The sequence below is a fragment of the Sphingomonas sp. CFBP 13714 genome, assembly GCF_014842205.1.
In the GTDB taxonomy this organism is placed as follows: Bacteria; Pseudomonadota; Alphaproteobacteria; order Sphingomonadales; family Sphingomonadaceae; genus Sphingomonas; species Sphingomonas aerolata.
Genome location: NZ_JACYVG010000005.1, coordinates 247,638 through 266,583 on the forward strand (window position 1 = coordinate 247,638; position 18,946 = coordinate 266,583).

Sequence of the window (18,946 nt, forward strand, 5' to 3'; positions counted from 1 at the left end):
AAGGGCCGGACCCATGCGGCGCGCCGTCGGCACCGTAGTCAAAGAAAGAACCGGGTGCGCCGCACGTGACGTGCAGCGCACCCGGAGATCGGGTCGACATCGGCAGGGGGGGCGCGCCGATATCGACCAGAACCGTGAATTCGTCAGAACTGGAAATTGACCGCGAGCGCATAGGTGCGGCCGAAATAGGAGGTGTAGAGCGGGTCCTGACGCACTGTGTCGACGGTCAGGCGATTGGTTTCGTCCGTGATGTTCGATACTTCGGCGATCAACTTGATATGCTCGTTGAGGTTGTACGAGGCCGAGGCGTCGACGAAGATCGAACTCGCATTGGCGGTCGAATCTGCGTCGACCGAGCCGCTGGGGACGGCGGTCAGGAAGGCCGCGCGATAGTTGACCGTCGAGCGGATGCTGAACTTGTCGTCTTCGTAATAGAGCGTCCCGCTTGCCGTTTCGGGCGACAGCCCGACCAGCGGCGCGGTCCGGGACAGCGTCGGCGAGATGACGTAGTTGATGTTCGACCGAACCCGCGTGAAGTTGCCGAGCGCGCCGAAATTGCGCAGCACGCCGGGCAGGAAGGTGAAGGGCAGCTGGACGTTGACCTCGAACCCGCGCAGTGGCCCGCCTTCCGTGTTGTTGCTGCGCTGGACGGTGAACACGTCGGTCGGGCGCAACTGCGTTCCGTTGAGCAGCGTCAGCGGCAGGCCGATATCCTGGAACGCGACCGCCTGGCTGGTCGTCTGGATATAGCTTTCGATATTCTTGTAGAAATACGCGACCGAGATCAGCGAGCCCTTGGCGAAATACCATTCGAGCGCGGCGTCGAACGTGTTGGCACGGATCGGCTCGAGGAAGGGATTACTGAAGGTTGCGGTCTGGATGACGAGGTTCGCGGAGCCTGCGGGGATCAGCTGGCCATAGGCTGGCCGCGACATCACGCGGGCGACCGAGGCGCGCGCGATCAGCTCGGGGGTGATGTCGAGCGCGAGGTTCGCCGACGGCAGCCAGTCGTCATAGCTGCGGCCTACCTCCGATATCACGAACCGCGAGGGGTAGAGCGACCCCGCGGGCGCTGCCGAGGTGATCGGGCCATAGGTGTCGAGCTTGGTATGGACGTATCGTACGCCCGCGTCGCCGCGCAGCGCGAAGGGCAGCGAGTTGGCGGTGTTGAACTTCACCATCGCATAGCCCGAGGCATATTTCTCATCGACGCCGCCATATGTGCCCTTGGCGCATTCGAGGCTGCAATAGACATAGTTGTCGAGCCCGACCGCGTCGCGGAACTTCTCGGGATCGATCGAGACGAAATCCTGCAACAGCCCGTCCAGATTGCTGCCGATGCCAGTCGTCACGGTGGTGAGACTGGCGAGCGTCACGCCCGACGGCAAGGCAAGCGGCGTGTTGGTGGCGAGCTGCCGCTCGCGGGCGGTATATTTGTTGGTGCGATACTGGCCGCCGATCTGCAGCGTGAAGTCGGGGGCGGCCTCCCATTCGCCGTTGAGTTCGAAGGTCTTGCTCGTGATCGTGTTGCGACGGATGAAATTCGACAGCTGGCCGCGCTGGTCGCCGTTGGCGAGTGGCGGGCCATATTGGAAGAGCGCGGGATTGGTCGTGTCGATCCCGTAGCCGATCTTCGGAATGTCGGGATTGTCGCGGAAGTCGATCGAGAAGTCGCGCGTGTCATTGGCATCGATCGCGACCTGCAGGCGGTCGACGTCGAGCCGCGACTGGTTGATGCCGGCCAGACCATAGACCCGGACGGTGTCGGAGAAGCGGTGGTCGAGGTTCAGATTGACCTGGCGATAGGTCGAGGTGAACTTCTCCTGCTGCATCTCCGACCGCAGATCGACGCCGTCGAACAGCCCGTGGATCAGCGATCCATTGTCATCGACCTCGATCTCGCGGACCGACGTCAGCGGCTGGCCGTTGTTCGAGATCGCGCGCCCGAACGAGCGTGCATCGAAATAGGTGTCGAGCCGATCCACCTTGAACCGCGAATATAGCCCGTCGAGCGAGATGTCGGTATTGTCGCCAGGCTTCCATTGCAGCGTCAGTGTGCCCGCGAGACGTTGCTGTTCCTGGTCGCTCTTCGCCGGTCGCGGTAGACGGGGGAGATAGACGCCGCCGCCCGGACGACCGTTCACCCCGGTCCGGCTCATGACATAATCATAGGCCGCCGCTGTGCTCGTGCGCGGATTTCCGGTGCTGCAATTATTGGCGTCTGCGCCGATCGGCGTGCCGTTCGGCTGGGCGTAGCCGGCGGTCGGGCTGTTCGTCGCGGCCCCGCGAAAGCTGTAGCCGACCGGGGTGCAGAAGGGGAAGATCACGCCGGCATTCGCGGTGCCCGCAGGCTGCGCCTGGCCATAGACCGTGGTCGGCACGACATCGGCGGCCGAATAGGCATATTCTGCGATATGGCGCTTCGAATAGGCGATGCTGCCGAGGATGCCGAACGTGTCGCCAAATTGCTTGGAGACCAGCGCGGACAGGCGCGGATCGGCCTTCTTGCTGATGTCGTTGTAGATACCGCGCGCAGTGCCGGTGAGCACGAAGCTCTTCTTCTGGTCGAACGGCTTGGGCGCGCGCAGGTCGACCGTCGCGCCGAGCGAACCTTCCTCGACATCGGCCGACAGCGTCTTGCGCACCGACAGCGCGGAGAAGATTTCGGTCGGGAAGGTCACGAAGTCGAACGAACGGCCCGTCGCTACGCCGCCGCGAATGTCGGTACCGCTGACCTGCGACACGCCTTCCATGCCGTTGATGCGGACGCGCGTGAACTGCGCGCCGAGGCCGCGGACCGAGATGTTGCGGCCCTCGCCGCCGTCACCGCGCGACAGCGCGACGCCGGGGATGCGCTGCATCGACTCGGCGAGGTTGGAATCGGGGAACTTGCCGATATCCTCTGCGACGATGCTGTCGATCGCGGCGGTCTCGTTACGCTTCTGGTTCAGTGCGTTGTTCAGCGAGGCGCGGAACCCGGTCACGACGATATCGGCGTTTTCCGGCTCGGACGTGGCCTGGGTCGGGTCGATAGGGTCGGGTGAACTCGTCTGGCTGTCGGCTGGCTGCGGCACCTGGCTGCCCGCGGTTCGCTGGGCCATGGCCGGCGCGGCGACCAACAGACCAATGACGCTCGTCGAGATAAGCAGCATGCGCTTATCGAAGCTCTTGTGGCTCAAGGACCCTCTCCCGATAGGCCGGTCGCGCTGAGTCGACGCGGCCCGACATTTTGCCGCCCCAGTTTTCTAGGGTCGGCGTAGGTCGTCAGGTATCAGGGCCGCAGAAATATGACAATATGGAATCATTTGGTCAGACAATTAGTTTGACCAATATTTTGAGGCGCATCCGTAGCTGCGATTTGACAGCATGCACCTCTAGACGTTGGGGCGGGTCAGACCGAGCGACGGGCCAGGGCACGGCGGCGCTGGACGGTCGCGGCCCGCGCGCGTTCGACCGCTTCGGTCTCGGTGACGTCGAGCAGGTGGTCGATCACACGCGCAAGGTGATCGCGCATCGCGTTGCGCGCGTCGACCGGCGAGCGCGCCTCCAGCGCGGTCAGGATCCGGCCGTGCTCGGCCATGCGGTTCTCCGTGCCGAGGCTTCCCGCCTTCGCCAGTACCTCGCGCGCGAGTGGCGAGCGGAAGCGCATGTCCCAGAAGTCGGCTACCGCGGAGATGATCACCGCATTGCCGGTCGCCTCGGCGATCGCGATGTGGAACTGGCGATCCGCGTCCTCCGCTGCGATCGTGTCGTCCTGATCCATCTGCGCTAGCAGACCGCGCAACTCGACCAGCTGCTCTTCGGTGATCTCGGTGGCGGCAACCGCGGCGACTTCCCCTTCGAGCAGGCGGCGCGCCTCAGTGATCTCGAATGCGCCGATATCGAGTTCCTGCTCCGAGTCGTTCGATGACGATGCCAGCACGAAAACGCCCGATCCCTTGCGGGCCTCGACCATGCCCTTCATCTCGAGCGCTATCATCGCCTCGCGGATCGTCGGGCGGCTGACCTGAAACCGCTCCGTCAGATCGCGTTCGGCGGGCAGGCGACCGCCGACCTGAAACACGCCGTCCGCGATGTCCGTCATGATCGCCTGCACGATCTTGCGGTAGAGTTTACCGCCGCCTTCAGCGTCCTGCATTGCATTCCTCGTTCGATAGACGGCAGCCTGAACGTCGGCGCCGTCCCCTACATCGCGCGGACACCGGCATCGTCAAGTCCGGTAAGCCCCGAACCAGCGGAAATATCGATAAAATGCCTTACAATCTGTTTGCATGTGGCCCGACCACAAATTAGGGTCGGTTTTGGAGAGACGTACGGCAGCGACATGTCGGCGGTGAAACGATGCGAGACGACCGGACCTGTCCGGATAGGGCTGCCCAGCCCGTGCTCGCAGAAAAGAGAAAAGGGGAGGCGAATGGTTCGAGCACTCGCAATTCTGACCTTGGCGGCCGCACCGTTGCTGCTGCAGCCGTCGGTCGACGCTGCCCCTGCGTCTCAATCGTCCACAGATCAGGCAAAAGCACCGTGGCGCGACGTGACCCCGCGCGCGGGGCTGGCCGGCTGGCGCGCGACCGGGGGCAACGCGACCTATGCGTTCGAGAATGGCGAGCTGATCGGGCGCGCCGAGCCCGGCAAGACCAATAGCTGGCTCGTGTCCGAGGCCCAGTATGGCGACTTCATCGTCGAGTTCGATGCGAAGACCGACCCTGCGCTCAATTCGGGGATGATGATCCGCGGACAGAGCCGGCCCGATTATCGCAGCGGCGTCGTGCACGGCTATCAGGTCGAGATCGATCCATCGGCGCGCGCGTGGAGCGCGGGCATGTACGACGAACAGCGCCGGCAATGGCTGTACACGCTCGGCCGCAACGCGCCCGCGCGGCAGACCTTCCGCTCGGGCGACTGGAACCACTACCGTGTCGAGGCGATCGGCACGCGACTGCGCAGCTGGATCAACGGCGTGCCCGCGACCGATACAGTCGACGACGTCGATGCGCGCGGCTTCATCGCGTTCCAGGTCCATGCGATCCCCGATGCGGACGCCGCGCGGCACCCCGAGGTGCGGTTCCGCAACGTCCGCGTCATCACCGATGCGCCGGCGCGCTACGCGATGCCCGCGACCGCGCTGCCGCAGCAGGGCTGGCTGAGCAATAAGCTGTCCGCGGAAGAGCAGCGCGAAGGCTGGAAACTGCTGTGGGACGGCAAGACCGGTGCCGGCTGGCGCAGCGCGAAGGGAACGGCGTTTCCGACGGCGGGCTGGACGATGGCCGGCGGCGTGCTGCGCGTGGACGGCGGCGGCGGCGACATCGTCACCACGCGCGAATATCGCGATTTCGAGCTTTCAGTCGATTTCAAGCTGGCGCCCGGCGCGAACAGCGGGATCAAGTATTTCGTCGATGCCGGCCTGCTGAAGCGCAAGGGCGACGCGCTGGGGCTGGAATATCAGCTGCTCGACGATGCGCGGCATCCCGATGCGAAGATGGGTCGCGACGGCAACCGGACGCTCGGCTCGCTCTACGACCTGATCGCGGCGAGGAACCTGTCGGATTCGGCAAGCCCGGGCAAGCGGATCAACCCGCCGGGCGAATGGAACCGGGCGGTGATCGTGGTGCGCGGCGCGCGTGTCGAGCATTGGCTGAACGGCTTCAAGATGGTCGAATATGACCGCGGGTCGCCGGCGTTCCGGGCGCTGGTGGCGCAAAGCAAATATGCCGGGATCGCCGGGTTCGGCGACGCCGTGCAGGGGCCGATCCTGCTTCAGGATCATGGCGACCGGGCCGAGTTCCGGTCGATCAAGCTGCGTACACTCTAAGGGGGATCAAACGATGGACCGTCGGACGATGATAAAGGGCGCGGGCGCGACGCTGGGCATGGCGATCACCGCGCGCAGCTATGCACGGATCAAGGGCGCGAACGACCGGCTGAGCGTCGCGATCGTCGGCCTGAACAGCCGCGGCCAGGCGCATATGAGCGCGTTCACCAAGGTCCCGAACGTCGAGGTCACGCATTTCTGCGACGTCGACTCGGCGGTGCTGGCCAAGCGCGCGGCGGCCTTTGCCGCGAAGGGCCATGCCGCGCCGCGGACCGAAGGCGATTATCGGAAGCTGCTCGACAACAAGGCGATTGACATCATCACCGTCGCAACGCCCGATCACTGGCACGCCAAGCTGGCGGTCGACGGGATGAAGTCGGGCCATCACGTCTATTGCGAGAAGCCGATCGGCATTGCGCCGGCCGAGGGCGAGGCAATGATCGCCGCGCAGAAGAACACCGGGCGCCAGCTCCAGGTCGGCAACCAGCAGCGCTCGAGCCCCGAGACGCGGCAGCTGCTCGCACTGGTTCAGGCGGGCGAGCTGGGCGACGTGTACGAGGCGCAGACCTGGTACGCCAATAATCGCGGATCGATCGGCAAGGGGCAGCAGGTCGCACCACCCGCGACGCTCGACTGGGACATGTGGCAGGGCCCGCGCCCGCGCGCGGCGTACCGGTCGAACCTGGTGCCGTATAACTGGCACTGGTTCTGGCAATATGGGACGGGCGAGCTGTGCAACAACGCGATGCACGAACTCGACGTCGCGCGCTGGCTGATGGGGCTGACCTATCCGACGAAGGTCGAGGCGAAGGGGGCCAAGCGTTTCCACGCGGGCGACGACTGGGAGATGTACGACTCGCTGTCGCTCGACCTGAACTACGACAACGACCGGGTGATCCGCTGGAACGGGCAGAGCTGCAACGCGATGCTGACCTATGGCCGCGGCCGCGGCGTGCTGCTGCTCGGCACCAAGGGGTCGGCGGTGGTCGATCGCAACGGGTTCGAACTCTATGATCTGGCGGGCAAGTCGATCCGGCAGGTAATGGCCAAGGCGACGTCGGAGACGACCGGCACGGTCGGCGAGGGGGTGCTCGACGTCTATCACGCGAACAATTTCGTCGATGTGATCCGCGGCAAGGCCACCACGCTCAACTCGCCGATCACCGAGGGGCATATCAGCACGACGCTCTGCCACCTCGGCAACATGGCCTATCGCACCAACAGCATGCTGACCGTCGATCCCGCAACCGGCAAGCCGAGCAGCGCCGAGGCGATGAAGCTGTGGTCGGTCGCCTATGAACCCGGCTGGGAGGTCAGGGCCTGACGTGGGTATCGCCGCGCGGGTCGAGCGCTTCGTCGCGATGGGGACGCGGATCGAGCTTCACGTCTTCGGTTCAGGGTCTGAAGATGCGCTGGTTGCTGCACGGCGTGCGATCGAGGGCGTCGACGACGCGCTGACGATCCACCGGCCGTCGCCGACGACCGTGCTCAACGACGAACTGCTCGCCGGGCACGGCGTCGCGATCGACGATCCGGTGCTGACCGAGGCGCTGATCGCGATCGACGAGGCGCATGTGCTGACCCTAGGCCTGTTCGATCCGGCCGCCGATCGGCGGTTCGCCGGGGCGGGCTGGGGCGGCCTCGTGTTCGACCGCACCTCCGCGCGGATCGCCGCGACCCGGCCGCTCGCGCTCGATTTCGGCGGCTTCGGCAAGGGCTTCGCGCTCGACCGCGCGTGCGCCGCGCTGCGCGATGCTGGCGTCGTCTGCGCGTGCCTGTCCGCGGGTGAAAGCTCGATCGCGGTGATCGGGGAGCATCCGCTGGGCGGCGGGTGGCCGTTCGCGATCCCCGATCCGTCGTGCACCGACGCGGTGCTGGTCGAGGTCGAGCTGGTGGACGAGGCGCTGTCGATCTCGACGACGGTCGGCGCCGGCACGCAGGCGCCCGAGCGCGCGGCGATGATCCGCCCCACCGATGGCGGGATCGTGACCGCGGCGCGCTGTACCGTGGCGATCGACCGCAGCGGCGGCATAGCGGAAGCGATGAGCACCGCACTCCTCGTCGCCGATACGCCGCGCGCGCGACGCCTGCTCGACGCGGCGCCGGCGCGGCGGTTCCTGTACGATCTTTCCAAGGCCGCGGCGCGGACCGACGACACAGCAAGGATGCAAGCGGCATGACCGACAAGGACTTCGACCTTTCACGACGATCGTTCATCGATCGCGTGCTGACGGCGACGGCGGGCGCGGGGATGGCGACCGCCGCACCCTGGGCGGTGTCCGCGGCCTCCGCGGCGGCGGGTGCCGAGCCGGTCAAGTCGAACCCGGTGCGGCTTGGCGTGATCGGCACGGGTGACCGCGGCCGCGCGCTGATTCAGAACATCGCCAAGTCGCGTAACTGCACGGTCGTCGCGATCTGCGACAGCTATGCGCCGAACCTCGTGAAGGCGCAGCAATGGGCGCCGACCGCGCGGCGCTTTGCCGATCACCGCGAGATGCTCGATGCGCGCGGGATCGACGCGGTGGTCATCGCCACGCCGCTCGATACGCATGCGAAGCTCTGCTTCGACGCGTTCGACGCCGGGCTGCATGTCTGGTGCGAAAAGGCGATGGCGCGGACGATCGCCGATTGCGGCGCGATGATCACGCACGCCAAGGCGGCGGGCAAGATCCTGCAGATCGGGCATCAGCGGATGTTCCACCCGACCTACCTCAACGCACTGAAACGCGCGCGCGCGGGTGAGATCGGCACGCTGACGCAGATCCGCGCGAGCTGGCACCGCAACAATGCTTGGCGCCGCGCGGTGCCTGCCGATGCGAACGACCGGCAGATCAACTGGCGGCTGTACCGCGACCGGTCGGCAGGGCTGATGACCGAGCTGGCGACGCATCAGCTTCAGGTCGGCAACTGGTTCCTCGATGCGGTACCGACGCGGGTGATCGGGTCGGGCAGCATCTGTTTCTGGAAGGATGGCCGCGAGGTCTATGACCATGTCGCGCTGATCTACGAATATAGCGGCGGGCGGAAGCTGATCTACACCTCGCTGCTCAACAATGCGCGCTATGGCTGCGAGGAGCAGATCCAGGGCAGCAAGGGGACGATCGAGCCCGAGCTGGGACGCATCTATCAGGAGGTGCCCGCCAAGGTGCTGGCGTTGCAGCGGATGCACAAGGACGTCGCGCGCGGGCACAAGCGCACCGTGCCGATCGGCGGCGCGACCTGGTTCCCCGAGCTGCCCGTGACAACGCCCGGCGAGTCGCTCGGCTGGGGCGAATATGATGAGACGATGCTGCAGTTCGAGGGCTTTGGCGAGGCGGTGCGCGCGGGCAAGCCGCTGCCCGGCCTGTTGCGCCAGGCCTATCAGGCGAGCGTCGCGTCGCTGCTCGGCGAGCAGGCGATGGACCAAAATCAAGCAATGACCTGGCCGACGAACCTGGTCGCGATCTGAAAGGGGATAGAGCTGTGAGCGACACCAACCGCCGGGGACTTCTCGGGCTCGGACTGACCGCCGGACTGGCCGCGGGCTTCGCCGCCGACGCGTTCGCGCAATCCGCTACGCGCGGCGACGCGCCGACCGAAGGGGCGATGGCCAAGCCCGCGCCCGAAGCCAAATACCGCGTGCCGTTCGCGGTGATCGGGATGGACCACAACCATATCTATGGCATCACCGACGCGGTGATCCGCGGCGGCGGCGTCCTGACCGCCTTCTACGCGACCGATCCCAAGCAGATCGCGATGTTCCGCAAGCGCTATGGCGACATCAAGCTGGCGCGGTCCGAGCAGGAGATCCTCGACGACCGCGCGATCAAGCTGGTGTGCAGCGCGGCGATCCCCGTGCTGCGCGCGCCGCTGGGCATCCGCGTGATGCGCGCGGGCAAGGATTATCTGAGCGACAAGGCCGCGGTCGTGACGCTGAAGCAGCTCGCCGACGTCCGCCGCGCGATCCGCGAGACGGGGCGCAAGTTCGCGATCATGTATTCCGAACGGCTCGAGGTGCCCGCTGCGGTGATGGCGGGGCAGCTCGTCCATGACGGCGCGATCGGGCGTGTGATCCAGACGATCAACCTCGCGCCGCACCGCCTGTCCGCGTCGAGCCGCCCCGACTGGTTCTGGGATCCGGCGCGCAACGGCGGCATCCTGACCGATGTCGGCAGCCACCAGGCGGACCAGTTCGTCTATCTGACGGGCACCAAGCGCGCGCAGGTGCTCGCGTCGCAGACGGGTAATTTCGGCAATCCCGCGCATCCCAAGTTCGAGGATTTCGGCGACATGATGCTGAGCGGTGATGGCGGGGCGGGCTATGTCCGCGTCGACTGGTTCACGCCCGATGGCCTGTCGACCTGGGGCGACGGCCGCCTCTTCATCCTCGGCACCGAGGGCTATATCGAGCTCCGCAAATACGTGGACATCGCAGGACGCCCGGGCGGCAACCACCTGCTGATCGCGGATAAGAAGGGGACGCGCTATCTCGATTGTTCGAAGGTGCCGCTGCCGTTCGGGCCGCAGTTCGTGACCGACCTGGTCGAACGCACGTCGGTGGCGCAGGATCAGGAGGGCGCGCTGCTCGCGGCCGAGCTCGTCCTGACCGCGGAGGCGCGTGCGACTCCGGCGAAGCGATGACGGCGCGGCGCGGCGCGGCGGCCTGCACAGTGCTGCGCGCGATCGGAATCGGCGTGGCGCTTGCGGCGGCCGCACCGGCCGCACCGGGGCCGGGTCGCGATCCGCTACCGCTCAGCGACTATGTCGATCCCCTGATCGGTACTGGGGACGACGACGAGGGCGACACGATCCCGGGGCCGACGCTACCTGCGGGGTCGATCCACCCCAGCCCGAACACGATCACCGCGGCGACCAGCAATGCAGGCTATGACCGCGCCGCACCGCTGAGCGGGTTTGCGCAACTGCATACGCAGGGGTCGGGCGGGGTGCCGAGCTATGGCACGTTCCTCGTCTCGCCGCAGACGGGGCCGCTCGCGACGACCGAGGCGGAGCATCTCTCGCCCAAGCGCGACGAACGCGCGCGGGCGGACGGCTACCACGTGACGCTCGCGCGCTATCACACCGACGTCGAGATCGCGCCCGCGCATCATGCCGCGCTGTACCGCTTCACCTTTCCGAACAGCGGCGACGCGCATCTGCTGTTCGACGTGACGCGCAAGATCATGGGCGAGCTCGGCACCGCGGGATCCGAGGTGACGCTGTTTCCCGAGCAGGGCAAGATCGTCGGGCGCGTCCGCACGCGGCATTACTGGTCGCCCGCGGAGGTCGATATCTGGTTCGTCGCCAAGGTCGACGCGAAGCCGACCGCCTGGGGAGTCGAACGCGCCAATGTCCGCACCCCCGGCGCGACGCGCGCGAGCGCGCCCGCGGACCAGCCGCTGCGCGCTTGGTGGACGTTCGGCAGCGCGGGTCGTGGGCCCGTCACGATGAAGATCTCGGTCTCGTTCGCCAGCGCGGCGCGCGCCGAAGAGTTGCTCGCGCAGGACCTGCCCGGCTGGGACATGGCCGCGGTCCGCAGCGCGGCGGGCAAGGCGTGGAACGACGCGCTCGGGCGGATCACGATCGACGGGGTCGGCGCGGCGGACCGGCGGCGCTTCTACACCGCGATGTACCACAGCGTCATCCAGCCGCGCGACCGCACGCAGGACCAGGCGGACACCGAGCGCGCGTCGCCGCTCTACGACGATCACTATACGCTGTGGGACACGTACCACACGGTCTATCCGCTGATGTCGCTGATCCGGCCCAGCGCCTATGCCGGGGTGATCGGATCGTTCGTGCGGACGTGGGAACGCTATGGCGCGGCGGATACCGCGTTCATTGCCGGGCGCAATTTCCATGTCGGGCAGGCGGGCGACGAGGTCGACAATGTGATCGGCGAGGGATTCCTGCGCGGCGTCCCCGGTGTCGACTGGCAGAAGGCGGCGAACGTCGTCCTGTTCAACGCGTTCGAGCGGCGCCGGCCGCGCTATCTGGTCGACGGCTATTTCGCGGTCGACGATCGCAGCCCCGAGGGGACGCCGCAGCGGTCACGCTCGGGGTCGGCGACGATGGGCATTGCGCTCAACGACTATTACGCGGCGAAGGTCGCGGCAGGCACGGGGCACGCCGCGGAGGCCGCGGTGCTCGAGACGCGCGCGGGGAACTGGCGCAACGTCTGGGATCCGCGCGCGGCGAGCGACGGCTATACCGGGTTCGTGGGGCCACGCTTTGCCGACGGGCGGTTCCAGCCGAACGACCCCAAGCGCGGCTGGGACGGCAAGACGCACGACAATTTCGGCTTCTACGAGGGGACGGGCTGGATCTACTCCTATGCCGCGGTCCACGACGTTCCGGGCATGGTCGCGATCATGGGTGGGCGCGCGGCGTTCACGCGGCGGTTGCGGCATGCGTTCGATGCGGGGCTGATTGACTTCACCAACGAGCCGTCCTTCTCGACGCCCTGGCTGTTCAGCGAGGTCGGGCGCCCCGATTTGACGAGCAAATATGCCGATATCGTCTTCCGGCGGTTTACCGCGGACGCCTATCCCGGCGACGAGGACAGCGGCGCGATGAGTTCGCATTACGTGTTCAACCGCCTCGGGCTGTTCCCGAAACTCGGCAGCGACCTCTATTACCTCCACGCGCCGCACCAGCCGCGGAGCCGGATCATGCTCGAGAGCGGGCGGACCTTCTCGATCGTCGCGCGCGGGCAGGGGGCGGGGACGCGCTACATCCGCGCGGCGCGGCTCAACGGGCGACCGCTCGACACGCCGTTCGTGTCGCAGGCCGCGATCCTGCAGGGCGGGACGCTCGAGCTCGATCTGGGTCGTACGCCGAACGACTGGGGTCGCGCGGCGTCGTCGCTGCCCTGAGACCCGATCGGCGTCAGCGCCAATGTGCGCTGGGTCCGCCGGGAACCACGGTCTTTGGTGCCGCGCTCAGCCGGCGGATCAGGTCGGTCTCCGCCTTGCGATACGGCGTGCCGTCGGCGCGGAAGACCTCGTGGAACCAGATCGTCGGCTCCTCCATCACATAGGGCTTCTTCCAGCTGTCCCAAGGCAGCCGCGTCTGCGTCTTGCCGTCGACGAACCCCCAGTTCATCATCGCGACATTGTAGCGCTTGGCGATCGGCAGCGAGCCGTCGAACGTCGATCCATTGCCGCGCGCCATATATTCGGTGCACAGGATCGGCCGGTCATACGGCAGCAACTGACGCACGCGCGCCTCGAACGTCTCGGGCCAGCTGTAATCGTGGAAGCTGATGACGTCGGACTGGCCGAGCTGGAGCGTCTCCATCGGCGACAGCTTGCCACCGGTCGGGGTCCAGTCGTCATGCTGCCACACGCCCGACGTCAGCGGCTGTGACGGGTCGGTGTCACGTGCCCAGTCGAACGCCTGCGCCAGAAGCGCGCGGACGAGCGGTTCCTTGCCCTCCTGGCCCTTATACTGGTCGGCGCCATTGTCGGGTTCGTTCCAGACGTCCCAGCCAAGGATGCGGTCGTCTTTCGCGAACGCCCCGACGATCCCCTGCACATAGGCCTTGTACGCGGGGTAGCGGCTCCAGTCGCGCAATCCCGGCAGGCCCGGACCCTGCACCCAGCCCGAATTGTGGACGCCGGGAATCGGCGGATGCTGTCGCCCGAGCTTCGGATCGGGATCCCAGCAGCTGTCGAACAGCACGAACAGCGGGCGGATGCCGTGCGCGTGTGCGATCGTCAGGAACGCGTCGATGCGGCGCTTGAAGCCTTCGGGATCTTGAACCCAGAGCTGGTCGTGAAGGAACACGCGCATCGTGTTCATCCCGATCCCTTGGGCGAGGCCGAGTTCGTGATCGATCCGGTTGGGATCCCAAGTCGCCGCCTGCCACATTTCGAGCTGGTTGATCGCGGAGGCGGGGGTGTAGTTCGCGCCCACCAGCCAGGGCTGCCTCGCGTACCAGGCCTTGGCCTGCGCCTCGGTCCAGCGCGGGCGGGCATCGGCGGTGCCGACGCTCAGCATAGTCGTCGCCGCGAGCGCGGCCAGCAATAGCTTGCCCATGTCTTCCTCCCCTGTCGGTCATTCTCGTTGCAGATCAGGTACGTCAGGCCGAATTGAACGTGGGCCAGGCCGGTCCATTGCGAGAACAGCGAGGCAATTGCTTCTTCGTCGCACATAATTATAGGATTAGTAATAGGCGTCGCGCGGATCAGCGTCGGCTGCGAACGGGAGCCCGGTTCTGGAAAAGCGTTTGATTTCGCCCGATCGGGTGATCGCAACGGGTTCGCCATTCGCCCTCAGCCACCTCAGGCGCGGCCGATGAGCTATACCGTCGCTGGCGACTGGGGCACGAGCAACCTGCGGCTCTACCGGATCGAGGACGGTGCGGTTGTCGATCGCGCCGCGGGGCCCGGTATCGGGGACCTTGGCGACCAGACACCCGAACAGGTGCTGCGCGGCGCGCTCGCACGCTGGCGCGCGATATCGGAGCCGCGCGCGATCCATCTCTGCGGCATGGTCGGATCGCGCAACGGCTGGGTCGAGATTCCCTATGTCGACTGTCCTGCCGATCCGGCAATCTGGGCGGCAGGATCGGCGCGCGCGATGGTCGACCGGATCCCCGTCACGATCGGCGCGGGGCTTGCCTGCACGCGCGGGTCGGGCGCACCCGATGTCATGCGTGGCGAGGAGACGCAGATCTTCGGTGCGATGGCGATTATGCCCGAGCTTGCATCCGGACGTCATCTGATCGCGCTGCCCGGTACGCACAGCAAATGGGCAAATGTCGAGGACGGCCGGGTGACGGGGTTCCAGACCTTCGTGACGGGCGAGCTGTTCGCGCTGCTGCGGCGGCATTCGACGTTGACGCGTGCGGCGGCGGATGATGGCGCGCCCGAGGATGACGCCGTCGGTTTCGACGCGGGCCTCGACCGCATCTTGGAGGGCGGGCATCTGCTCGGCGCGCTGTTCGAGACGCGGGCGGCGCAACTGCGTACGGGCGCCAGCGGCCGCTGGGCGCTGGGGTTCCTGTCCGGGCTGGTCATCGGCGCCGAGATCGCCGAGATCCTGCCCGCGGCCACCGGCACCATCACGCTGATCGGTGATCCGGCGCTCGCCGACCGCTATGGCCGCGCGCTCGCGGCACGCGGCTTTGGCGCTACCGTTCATACCGGCGAAGCCTGTGCGCTTGCCGGCCTTGCCTTGCTGGAGACACCATGACCGTCGATGATCTGCTCGCATCGGGCACTGCGCCCATCGTCGCCATCCTGCGCGGTGTGGCACCCGACGAGGTGCTGGCGATCGGCGAGGCTCTGGTCGAGGCCGGCATCCGCCTGATCGAGGTGCCGTTCAACTCGCCAGACCCGGCGACGAGCATTCGCCTGCTGCAGCAGGCGTTCGGCGATCGGGCCGCGATCGGCGGGGGGACGGTGCTCGACATCGCCGCGGTCGAGGCGCTGGCCGCGACCGGCGGCACGATCATGGTGACCCCAAACACCAACCCCGCCGTCATCGCCCGCGGCGTTGAACTCGGGCTCGAGCCCATGCCCGGGTTCGTCACGCCGAGCGAGGCGTTCCAGGCGATCGCCGCGGGTGCACGACGCCTGAAGCTGTTTCCCGCGGTCGCGTTCGGACCCGCTTATCTGAAGGCGGTGCGCGAGATCCTGCCGAAGACCGTCCGTGTCTGGGCAGTCGGCGGCACGGGGGCGGACAATCTCGCCGATTGGCTGGCGGCGGGTGCCGAGGGGATCGGCGTCGGTGGCGCGCTCTACAAGCCGGGCGACACCGCCGCTGTCGTCGGCACCCGCGCGCGTTCGCTCGTCGCGGTGTGGCAGGCGGCGCGGTCCGTGTAACGCGCGGCCTGGCGGGCGCTGTCGTCCACGACCCTAGGCCAGGATGGTCCGATCGATATCGGCGATCCGGCGGACGCCGGTCAGTGCCATTGCGACGCGCATCTCGCGTTCGATCAGCGTCAAGAGCAGGTTGACCCCGGCCTCGCCCCCCGCGGCGAGCGCATAGACCCAGGCGCGGCCGAGCAGCACGCCCTCCGCGCCCAGTGCTAGCATCCGCACCACGTCGAGGCCTGACCTCACGCCGGAGTCCGCCAGCACCGTGACCTGGCCGCGGACCGCGTCCGCGATTGCCGGAAGTGCGCGTGCAGTCGACAGCACGCCGTCGAGCTGCCGGCCGCCATGGTTCGAGACGATAATGCCGTCCGCGCCGATCTTCACCGCCTCGCGCGCATCCTCGACGTCGAGGATCCCCTTGATGATCAGCGGCCCATCCCAGGCCGAGCGGATCCATTCGAGATCGGCCCAGCCGATCGACGGATCGAAGTTCGCACCGAGCCAGCCCATATAGTCGTTGAGCCCGCTGTTGCTGCCGAGCACGGGTTCGAGATTGCCGAGCTTGTGCGGCCGTCCGCGCAGACCGACGTCCCACGCCCAGCCGGGCCGGCCCATCGCCTGCAGAACGCGCTTCAGGGGTGCGCCCGCGCCCGACATGCCGGAATGCGCGTCGCGGTACCGCGCGCCCGGGACCGGCATGTCGACGGTGAAGACAAGCGCTTCCGCGCCGATCTGTTTCGCCGTGGCGATCAGGTCGCGCATGAACGCCCGGTCGCGGATGACGTAGAGCTGGAACCACAACGCGCCCGTGCCGCTCGCCTGCTTTACCTCCGACAAGGGGCAGATCGAAACCGTCGACAGGCAGAAGGGCACGCCCGCGGTGGTCGCCGCGCGGGCGGCCTGGGTTTCACCGCGCCGATGATACATGCCACTGATCCCGACAGGACCCAGCGCGACGGGCAGCGCCATCGTCCGCCCGAACAGCGACGTCGTCAGATCGATGTCGGCGACATCGCGCAGCACGCGCTGGCGCAGCGCAATGTCGGCGAGGTCGTCGACATTGCGGCGAAGCGTCTGCTCCGCATAGGCGCCGCCATCCGCATAATCGAACAGGAAGCGCGGCAGCCGCCGTCGGGCGGCTTCGCGGAAGTCATGCGTCGAGGCGATGATCATGACGCGATCAGTATCGCACTTCCGCCGACACAGCATAACGTTCGAGCGACTCGGGCTTCATCTCGATCGAATAGCCCGGCCGCGTCGGCGGCATATAGGCGGCATCGCGGATGACGCAGGGATCGACGAAATGCTCGTGCAGATGATCGACATATTCGATCACGCGACCCTCGCGCGTGCCCGAAAAGCACAGATAGTCGATCATCGACAGGTGCTGGACATATTCGCACAGCCCCACGCCACCGGCATGCGGACAGACCGGCAGGTCGTGCTTCGCCGCCATCAGCAGGACCGTGAGCACTTCGTTGACGCCGCCGAGACGGCACGCGTCGATCTGCACGACGTCGATCGCGCCCGCGTCCATGAACTGTTTGAACAGGATGCGGTTCTGGCACATCTCACCGGTCGCGACCTTGACCGATCCGATCCCGCGGCGGATCTTGGCATGGCCCAGCACGTCGTCGGGGCTGGTCGGCTCCTCGATGAACCACGGGTTCGCGAAGGCGAGCGCGTTGACCCATTCGATCGCTTGGTCGACCTCCCAGATCTGGTTGGCGTCGATCATCAGCTTGGCATCGGGACCGATCGCCTCGCGCGCGATCCGCAGCCGGCGGATATCGTCGTCGAGATCGCGCCCGACCTTCAGCTTGATATGATCGAACCCGGCATCGACCGCCTCGCGCGCCAGCCGGTAGAGCTTCTCGTCCGAATAGCCGAGCCAGCCCGCCGACGTCGTGTAGCAGGGAAAGCCCTCGGCCTTGAGCGTCGCGACGCGCTCCGCCTTGCCCTCGGCGCGATTGGTCAGCAGCGCGAGCGCCTCGTCGGGCGTGATGCAGTCGGTGATGTAGCGGAAGTCGATCGTCCGGACGAGTTCCTCGGGCGTCATGTCCGCGACCAGCTGCCAGACCGGCTTGCCGACGCTTTTCGCCCACAGATCCCACACCGCGTTGACGACGGCGCCGGTCGCCAGGTGGATCGCGCCCTTGTCGGGGCCGATCCAGCGCAACTGGCTGTCATTGGTCACGTGGCGCCAGAACCGCCCGGCATCCGCCGCGATCCAGTCGAGGTCGAGCCCGATCACCCGCTCGCGCAGCGCGCCGATCGCGGCGACGCAGATCTCGTTGCCGCGCCCGATCGTGAAGGTGAGGCCGTGTCCTTCGAGCCCGGCCGTGTCCGTCTCCAGCACGACATAGGCGGCCGAGTAATCGGGGTCGGGATTCATCGCGTCCGAGCCGTCGAGCGAAAGGCTGGTCGGGAAGCGGACGTCGCGAATGCGCAGCCCGGTGATCGTCGTCATGCGCGCGATTCCACGACGCGCTGGGTCTGCTCGCCAAGGCCATCGATGCCGAGCCGCATGACGTTGCCCACCGCCAGATATTTGGGCGGCTTCTGGCCAAGGCCGACGCCGGGGGGCGTGCCGGTCGAGATCACGTCGCCCGACTGGAGGCTCATGAAGCGGCTGAGATAGGACACGATCTCGGCAACCCCGAACACCATCGTCGCGGTCGTGCCGTCCTGATACTTGTGACCATCGACCTCGAGCCACAGACGCAGCGCCTGCGGATCGGGCACCTCGTCGGCCGTGACAAGCCACGGGCCGATCGGGCCGAACGTGTCGCAGCCCTTGCCCTTGTCCCAGGTGCCGCCGCGCTCGAGCTGGTATTCGCGCTCGCTGACGTCGTTGATGACGCAATAGCCCGCGACATGCGCCATCGCATCGGCTTCGTCGATATAGCGCCCTGGCTTGCCGATCACGACGCCGAGTTCGACTTCCCAGTCCAGCTTGGTCGAGCCGCGGGGCATTTCGACCGCGTCGTCGGGGCCGCAGATCGCGCTGGTCCATTTGTTGAAGACGACCGGCTCCTTGGGCACGTCCATCCCGCTTTCGGCGGCGTGATCGCTGTAATTGAGGCCGATGCAGATGAACTTGCCGACCGCGCCGACGCAGGCGCCGTAGCGCGGCGTGCCGTCGACGAGTGGCAGCGTCGCCGGGTCAATCGCGGCCAGCGTCGCGATCCCCTCGGGCGTCAGCGTGTCGCCGGCAATGTCGCCCACGACCCCCGACAGATCGCGGATCGCACCATCGGCACCGAGCATGCCGGGCTTTTCATGGCCGATCGGGCCGTAGCGTAACAGTTTCATGGAGCGAACGTCCTCT

Annotated in this window: 14 protein-coding genes; 8 read left to right on the forward strand and 6 right to left on the reverse strand. The window is 66.9% G+C overall.

The window, feature by feature from the left end; translation table 11 throughout:
* Positions 1 to 143: 143 nt before the first annotated feature.
* Entirely contained in the window at positions 144 to 3,179 is a 3,036-nt protein-coding gene (locus IFT54_RS13145; protein WP_192070974.1) for a TonB-dependent receptor, read from the reverse strand.
* 212 nt (positions 3,180 to 3,391) lie between these two features.
* Complete coding sequence (locus IFT54_RS13150; protein WP_192070975.1) at positions 3,392 to 4,138, reverse strand: FadR/GntR family transcriptional regulator; 747 nt, start codon at positions 4,136 to 4,138, stop codon at positions 3,392 to 3,394.
* Positions 4,139 to 4,414: 276 nt separating this feature from the next.
* On the opposite strand from IFT54_RS13150, the gene IFT54_RS13155 reads away from it, so the two are divergent.
* From IFT54_RS13155 to IFT54_RS13180, 6 genes are read left to right on the forward strand one after another with little or no spacing between them, the layout of a single operon-like run.
* Positions 4,415 to 5,812 (forward strand): 3-keto-disaccharide hydrolase, encoded by a 1,398-nt coding sequence (locus IFT54_RS13155; protein ID WP_192070976.1) that lies wholly within the window; start codon positions 4,415 to 4,417, stop codon positions 5,810 to 5,812.
* A 13-nt stretch (positions 5,813 to 5,825) separates the two neighbouring features.
* Positions 5,826 to 7,136, forward strand: a complete 1,311-nt coding sequence (locus IFT54_RS13160) for a Gfo/Idh/MocA family protein (RefSeq protein WP_192070977.1) — start codon at positions 5,826 to 5,828, stop codon at positions 7,134 to 7,136.
* Position 7,137: 1 nt separating this feature from the next.
* Positions 7,138 to 7,992, forward strand: a complete 855-nt coding sequence (locus IFT54_RS13165; RefSeq protein WP_342354831.1) for an FAD:protein FMN transferase — start codon at positions 7,138 to 7,140, stop codon at positions 7,990 to 7,992.
* Positions 7,989 to 9,260 (forward strand): Gfo/Idh/MocA family protein, encoded by a 1,272-nt coding sequence (locus IFT54_RS13170; RefSeq protein WP_192070979.1) that lies wholly within the window; start codon positions 7,989 to 7,991, stop codon positions 9,258 to 9,260. Before IFT54_RS13165 ends, IFT54_RS13170 begins: the two co-directional genes overlap by 4 nt.
* Positions 9,261 to 9,274: 14 nt before the next feature.
* The gene (locus tag IFT54_RS13175) at positions 9,275 to 10,432 is read left to right on the forward strand and encodes a Gfo/Idh/MocA family protein (protein ID WP_192070980.1); all 1,158 of its coding nucleotides are present in this window, start codon (positions 9,275 to 9,277) and stop codon (positions 10,430 to 10,432) included.
* On the forward strand, positions 10,429 to 12,666 hold the full coding sequence (locus IFT54_RS13180) for a GH92 family glycosyl hydrolase (RefSeq protein WP_192070981.1): 2,238 nt from the start codon (positions 10,429 to 10,431) through the stop codon (positions 12,664 to 12,666). Before IFT54_RS13175 ends, IFT54_RS13180 begins: the two co-directional genes overlap by 4 nt.
* A 13-nt stretch (positions 12,667 to 12,679) precedes the next feature.
* Here the strand turns inward: IFT54_RS13180 and IFT54_RS13185 are convergent, their stop codons facing one another.
* Positions 12,680 to 13,831 (reverse strand): cellulase family glycosylhydrolase, encoded by a 1,152-nt coding sequence (locus IFT54_RS13185; RefSeq protein WP_192070982.1) that lies wholly within the window; start codon positions 13,829 to 13,831, stop codon positions 12,680 to 12,682.
* Positions 13,832 to 14,089: 258 nt separating this feature from the next.
* Between IFT54_RS13185 and IFT54_RS13190 the strand changes: the two genes are divergently transcribed.
* A complete protein-coding gene (locus IFT54_RS13190) occupies positions 14,090 to 14,989 on the forward strand; it encodes a 2-dehydro-3-deoxygalactonokinase (protein ID WP_192070983.1) in 900 nt (299 codons plus the stop codon).
* Positions 14,986 to 15,621, forward strand: a complete 636-nt coding sequence (locus IFT54_RS13195; protein WP_192070984.1) for a 2-dehydro-3-deoxy-6-phosphogalactonate aldolase — start codon at positions 14,986 to 14,988, stop codon at positions 15,619 to 15,621. The genes IFT54_RS13190 and IFT54_RS13195 overlap by 4 nt, the downstream gene beginning before the upstream one ends.
* A 33-nt stretch (positions 15,622 to 15,654) precedes the next feature.
* Here IFT54_RS13195 and lldD read toward each other — a convergent pair whose 3' ends face one another.
* Genes lldD through IFT54_RS13210 form a run of 3 tightly spaced genes read right to left on the reverse strand, consistent with a single transcriptional unit; the run spans position 15,655 to position 18,930 of the window.
* On the reverse strand, positions 15,655 to 16,788 hold the full coding sequence (gene lldD, locus IFT54_RS13200) for an FMN-dependent L-lactate dehydrogenase LldD (RefSeq protein WP_192070985.1): 1,134 nt from the start codon (positions 16,786 to 16,788) through the stop codon (positions 15,655 to 15,657).
* A 7-nt stretch (positions 16,789 to 16,795) separates the two neighbouring features.
* Positions 16,796 to 18,085 (reverse strand): L-fuconate dehydratase, encoded by a 1,290-nt coding sequence (locus tag IFT54_RS13205; RefSeq protein WP_192070986.1) that lies wholly within the window; start codon positions 18,083 to 18,085, stop codon positions 16,796 to 16,798.
* Positions 18,082 to 18,930, reverse strand: coding sequence for a fumarylacetoacetate hydrolase family protein (locus tag IFT54_RS13210; protein WP_192070987.1), 849 nt, complete (start codon positions 18,928 to 18,930; stop codon positions 18,082 to 18,084). The genes IFT54_RS13205 and IFT54_RS13210 overlap by 4 nt, the downstream gene beginning before the upstream one ends.
* Positions 18,931 to 18,946 lie beyond the last annotated feature (16 nt).